The 5,653-nt window shown below is 72.6% G+C and carries 4 protein-coding genes and 1 pseudogene; 3 read left to right on the top strand and 2 right to left on the bottom strand.

Annotated features, from left to right (window positions below; genetic code table 11):
- Nucleotides 1-2,641: CHAT domain-containing protein (locus tag RH94_RS15550; protein WP_234425796.1), on the bottom strand; the 2,641-nt coding region annotated here is incomplete at its 3' end.
- Nucleotides 2,642-2,722: 81 nt separating this feature from the next.
- On the opposite strand from RH94_RS15550, the gene RH94_RS15555 reads away from it, so the two are divergent.
- Entirely contained in the window at nucleotides 2,723-3,118 is a 396-nt protein-coding gene (locus RH94_RS15555) for a hypothetical protein (RefSeq protein WP_073948182.1), read from the top strand.
- Nucleotides 3,119-3,127: 9 nt separating this feature from the next.
- Entirely contained in the window at nucleotides 3,128-4,054 is a 927-nt protein-coding gene (locus tag RH94_RS15560) for a hypothetical protein (protein WP_073948183.1), read from the top strand.
- Between the two features lie 91 nt (nucleotides 4,055-4,145).
- On the opposite strand, the gene RH94_RS15565 is transcribed toward RH94_RS15560, so the two are convergent.
- Complete coding sequence (locus tag RH94_RS15565; RefSeq protein WP_073948184.1) at nucleotides 4,146-4,916, bottom strand: hypothetical protein; 771 nt, start codon at nucleotides 4,914-4,916, stop codon at nucleotides 4,146-4,148.
- A 165-nt stretch (nucleotides 4,917-5,081) separates the two neighbouring features.
- Between RH94_RS15565 and RH94_RS15570 the strand changes: the two are divergent.
- Nucleotides 5,082-5,483, top strand: a pseudogene (locus tag RH94_RS15570) (ISAzo13 family transposase); the annotation flags it as partial.
- Nucleotides 5,484-5,653: the final 170 nt, after the last annotated feature.

Genomic DNA, 5,653 nt, shown 5'->3' on the forward strand with positions numbered 1-5,653 from the left:
CCCGCCACTCGGCAGCCAGTCGCTGCCGCAGATCGGCGCGGGCGTCGGGGTGAGCCGGCCCTTCTTCGAGGAACTCCCGGCTGTCGGTCGCGGTATCGAGGGCCTCCCGGAGTTCTTCGAAGCGGGCTGCGAGGTCGGGGGCGGTCTCCCGGAGCCGGGTCAGATCGCTGTCGGCGTCGAAGGCGTGGGAGAGGATCACGCCCCTGGCCTGTTCGAGCAGACCGACCGCGAGCCCGGGCCGGTCGCAGCGCACCGCGCAGGCCGCCGCCGCGGCGCCCAGTCCGACGGTCTGGCTCAGCAGGTACTCCTGGTCGTCGCGGACGAGATGGCGGGGCGCCACGGAGTGCAGTAGGTCGACCGCCACGACATAGCCGTCCAGGGCACGCTCCCAGTCGCCCAGCTCCGCCCGGACGTCGCCCCAGGCCCGTGCCGCGTCCAGGCGGTCGGAGGGCGCGCACTGCTGCTCCAGGGCCGCTGACCGGAACAGGTCGGCTGCCTCGACCAGATCGGCTCCACGGCGACGGCGGCCGGGTCCCCGGTCGCACAGCGCGCTGCCGAGGAGCGTCAGACGGGACGCGCGCCGGGGGTGGCCGGGCGGGGTGGCCTCGACCGCCTGGCGGAACAGCGCGACCGCCTCGTCCCGGGCGGCCGGCGACAGCCGGCTACGGGGGCTCAGGAGCCGTGCGCTCGCGGCCACCGTCAGAGCACTTGGCAGGTCGGGGGAGTTCGCGGGCAGCGTCGCGATCACCGCGTCGGCCAGTTCGCGTGCCTCGCGGACGTCGCCGATCCGCAGCGTCCACGAGAAGCGGGTCATCAGGGCGGTGGCGAGGTTCTGGCGTCGGCGGGGAAGCCGCGGATCACCCTCCGGGGTGAGGGCGAGCGCCTCTCTGAGGAGCCGTACCGCCTCGTCGAGTTGGGTGACCGGATCGGCGGCGCGTTCGATGCCCGCGACCAGACTGATCCCCATCGAGCTCAGCAGCGCCGCCTGGTGCGCGCGGCCCAGGCCGGGCAGCGCGGCGGCCCGGCGCCGGCACTCCCGGGCCTCCCGCAGGTCCTCGCCGTCCTCCGTCAGCCGGTGCCGCAGACCCAACGCCGCACCGAGGTTGAGCAGCCGCACTCCGAGCATCTCGTGCCTTTCGGGGGTGAGCGCCACCGCCGCCCGGTGGGCCCGTACCGCCTCATTCAACTCCTCCGGTTTTCCGGAGCGTTGATGGCTGGCGATCAACACCAGGCCGAGATAGTTGAGTGCTGTGGGCCGCTCCGGGTGGCCCGGCGGCAGGAGCTCCTCTGCCTGCCGCAGTCGGCGCAGCGCCTCGTCCAGGTCCGCCCTGTTCGCTTCGGGCTGGCGTGTGTAGCGGCTGTACAGGGCCGTCGCGAGAGTGAGGAGCGGCAGTTGCGGGCCGTCCGTCGCCTCCGTGGAAGCGGTGGCCGGGTCGGCGAGTGTGAGCGCCGCGTCCAGATCGGCCGGATCGCCGGTCACGACGGAGCGGTAGCGCAGGGCGTTGCCCAGGGCATTGCGCAGGGCCGCGGTCTCACCCGGATTCCGGGCAGCCCGGAGCGCCTCGGTCAGCACGGCGACCGCCTCGTGCAGGTCCTCCACCCGGCCGGTGTGCTGCGCCCTCAGTACGAGCGCCACGCCCAGGTCGTGGCCCGCCGCGGCAGGCCCCTCGGGATGGCCGGGAACGGCCCGGCGGCACACGTCCACGACCTCGTCGCACTCCTCGGGCGTCGCGCCCTCCCGCTGCCGCAGCAGTAACAGTGCGCTCCCCAGGGCGCTGAGACAGTGGGGAAGACGCGGGCTCCCGGACGGCAGTTGAACCAGCACGTCACGCGCGAGACCGACCGCCTCGTGCAGGTCCTCCGGCTCGTAGGACCGCATGTAGCGCTCCCGGAGCAGGTCACCCAGACCGTCGAGGGCGAGGAGCCGCTCGGGGGAGTCTGCCGGGATGCCCTTGAGGGCACGGTGGGCGAGTCTGACCGGATCCGCGTCCCCCAACTCCCCGAAGGGCCAGGTCATCCCGGCGAGGGCCAGCGCACGGGACAGGTCTTCGCGCCGGCCCGTGTACCGGGGGTCGTACTCCGGCGTCGCGAGGACGGCCAGGCTGCCGCCCCCGATCGCGGTGGCGCGATGGATCTCGCGCGAGGGTGCCACGGTGTCCAGCAGCGCGGCCATCTCGTGGAGCCTGCGGACGTCTTCGGAGGCGTCCGGCGGCGGGTTGTGCTGCCGTCCCTCCGCCGCGATCATGGACGCGGCACACTGGGCCGACCACTCGGGGGGACCGTCCGCGTTCGCCGGGTCGGGACGCATGGCGGGATCGGTGGATGCGTAGCTCGCCGCCAACTCCGGCGGCACCAGCCCCGGATCGGCGACCCACACCGGGAAGAGCAGCGTCCCGGCCATGGCCCCGTGGACGGCTCCGCGGTCCCCCGGGTCGGCCATCGCACGGGCGACGCAGAGCCAGCCCGCCGCGTGCCGGGCCTCCATGTCGGTCCTCGTGTCGGTGGTCCGCAGCAGTCCCCTGAGTTCAGCATCCGTGTCGGACCCGAACACCACGTCCGCGTCCACACCCCCGTCCGCCGTCCCAGCCCGGTCGAGGCGCGCACGGATCGCCTGCAGGAACCAGTCCCGGTCGTACCTCACCCCGTCGCTCCCCCTCGGGCCGTCGACTCCGACGGTGCCAACTCACACTCAACTCTGCCTTATTTCCGGCACACTTGGACCATGACCGCATCTCCCGACTTCCTCCAACCCGGCCACAGGGCGGCAGCGGCGTTGTGCGCCCTGCTCGGTTCGCCGGAGGACCTGCGGCAGCCCGGGGTCCGGGAGGCGGCCGAGCGTGCGCGTGACCTGCTGCAGTCGGGTGCGGGCGCCGACGAACTCGCGACCTGCTACCGCGTTCTGGACACAGCGTTGCGCCAGGCTGGGGACGCACGCGGTCTGGTCAACGAATCCCGAGGCGGAGCGGCCCCCGGCATCACGCCCCACATCAGGGTGGCCGTATGCCCCGGACCGGCCCGGTGCAGCCGCATCGAACGGGCCCGTGACCTGTTCCCCGCCCCGCACTGCGCCGTCAACGGCACCCGCATGCTCAAGGGCCGACTGGGCCCCGCACAGTAGCCCCGTCCCATGAACCCCCTCCTCGCCACCCTGGGCGACAAACTCACCGAACGCTGGCTGAACCTGCTGGTCCTCCCCGGCGCTCTCTTCCTCGCCGCCACAGCCGTCGGCACCACCCTGGGCCACCGCCACTGGCACGACATCGACCGGCTGCGCACCACCCTGGACGACCTTGCCGCCCTCCCCGCCCTCGACCGCACCGGCACCGCCGCACTCCTGGTCGCCCTCGTCCTGCTCACCGCGACCGCGGCCTCACTCGCCGCGCAGTTCCTCGGCAGCGTGATCGAGCGGTACTGGCTCCGCTTCGGCCGGGACCCGCTCTCACGCGCCCTGACCGCACGCCGCACCCGCAAGTGGCAGGAGAGGGACGCGAAGCTCGGTGAAGCCGTCGGCCATGCCCACCAGACAGGCGCCGGACCCAACGGTGCGGTGATGATCCCGAGCAGCTCACTGGCGCGGATTCAGGCTCTCACCGAGGCCCGCGACCGTGTCGCGCTGCGTGAACCGGCCCGCCCCACCTGGTACGGCGACCGCATGCAGGCAACGGCCGACCGCGTCGAGGCCGCCTACGGAGTGGACCTCGCCGCCCTCTGGCCGCGGCTGTGGCTGATCCTCCCCGAACCTGCTGTACGCCAGATCCAGTCGGCCCACGACTCCTTCGGCGCCGCCGCCCGCCTCGCCGCCTGGGCCGTCGGCTACGCCCTGCTCGCCTGCTGGTGGTGGCCGGCCGTGCTGGCCGCCCTCGGCTGCGCGGCCGTGGCCCGTTCCCGCGCCCGCACCGCCCTGGACGCACTCGCGGGCCTCATCGAGGCCGCCGTCGACGTCCACGGCCGCGAACTGGCCACCCGGGTCGGCCTGGTCTCGCCGGAGGCGCCGGGACGGCTGGCCCATGACACAGGGGACGGGATGTCGGCGGTGTTCAGGAAGGCCGAGTGACGACCAGGTACGTACGGGTGGCCCGGGCGTTGTACAGCGCGAGCACGGTCGCTGCCAGGCCGCGAACCCCCAAGGAGTCCCCTGCCATGGCTCATGATGCGCCAAGGGAAAGACCGGAGCCGGCCAGTCCGTCGCACACCAGGGCGAACGCTCCGACGCCGGAGCAGACCATCACCACGACGAACTGACTCTCCCACCAATCCATGTGTCTGGGCCGGCCGCGGAACAGCACCGGCCCGTACCGGAGCATGACCGCGCCCTGCCCCATGACGACGACGCAGAGCACGATCGCCACGACACCGAAGGGCACCCGGTCCGCTCCGGGCTCGGCATCGGCGATCCACGACACCGACGCGTGCACGCCGCAACCGCCGGCGAGCGCCAGGTGCAGCGGCACCACCCACTCGCGCATCAGCTCCCGCCGCTCGCGCCGCTCGCGCCCGAGGATCCCGTACGCGATGCCGGCCGCTGCCGTGGCGGCCGCGGTGCCCGCCCCGACGTACTCGAGGGCCGTGAGCGCCGCCTCAGGTTCCTGCCAGTAGGCGCAGCCGCCAACTGCCGCGCTGAGGACGGTCAGCCGGACCACGAGGCGCTGCCGGCCCGGCTGGCAGGAGGCGCGGTGCACAGTACCGTCGGCCCTCGGCGGCACCCGGGTGCCGCGACGGAAGAACGTGCCGTCGGTCCGCTCGATGCCGTCCATGTCCCGCCCGGCCAGGAACCGGCCCACCCCACGGGCGAAGTGGTCGACTGCACCCTCCGGATCGCGGTCGAACCTGCCCTGCGCACCGGGCTGTTCCGCCCCGGCCTGCGCGAAGCGCGCGGGTTCGAGGAAGCCCGAAGCCGAAGCCCACCGGAGCTGCACGCCGGCTCCCTGCCTCTGGGGACCGCCGTAAGAGTTCGTACCGGCCCTGGAGCCCTGGCGGCTCTGTCCGGATCGTCGGCCGGGTGCCGGACCTCTCCGGGTTTTCCGATGGTGTGAGTCGCTGCGGAGAAATCCCGCGACGGTTCTCACGGGTCGTGCCAGTGGGGTCTGCGCAACCCGGAGCCGACCGGCATGCCCGAACCGGTGCTGGACAAGCTCGTCGACCGACTGCCCCAGGAACTGGACGAGTTACGTGAGCAGGGACGGCTCCAGCAGCGAGGAGGCGAGCGCATCCGTACTCGCGGCGCGGGAACCAAGGACAAGCCGACCACCGCCGACGAAATCCTGGTCACCGTGCTCTACCCGCGCAAACTCGGTATCCGGGACCTGCTCGCCCAGCTCTTCGGAACCAACGGCAGCACCCTCACCAGAGCCGTTCGCCGAGTCCAGCCCCTCCTGGCCGAGCACGGCTGCACGACTCCACCCTCGACAGCCGGGTTGCGGACGCCCGCCGACGTCACCGCGTTCCTCGCGAACAGCAGCACCACGGAGATCAAATCAGCATGTCGATTCCCTGCGAGCCCTCAGCAAGCCGCTCTTCACCTGGAGGACGGTACTTTTCGGCAAGCGCCGGGTACCCCGGATTTCACGTCCTCCAGCTGCGGAAGCACCTCACTCGCGATGAGTTCCAGGTGGTCGAGGTCAGTGAAGTCGGTCAGTCGCAGATGGAGCCGGCT

Origin of the sequence: Streptomyces kebangsaanensis (genome assembly GCF_001906585.1) — a bacterium.
GTDB classification, from domain to species: Bacteria; Actinomycetota; Actinomycetes; order Streptomycetales; family Streptomycetaceae; genus Streptomyces; species Streptomyces kebangsaanensis.

Excerpts from the sequence above, each read along its gene's own strand:
- RH94_RS15560 (WP_073948183.1), top strand. The coding sequence starts at position 3,128 with ATGAACCCCCTCCTCGCCACCCTGGGCGACAAACTCACCGAACGCTGG.
- RH94_RS15555 (WP_073948182.1), top strand. The coding sequence starts at position 2,723 with ATGACCGCATCTCCCGACTTCCTCCAACCCGGCCACAGGGCGGCAGCG.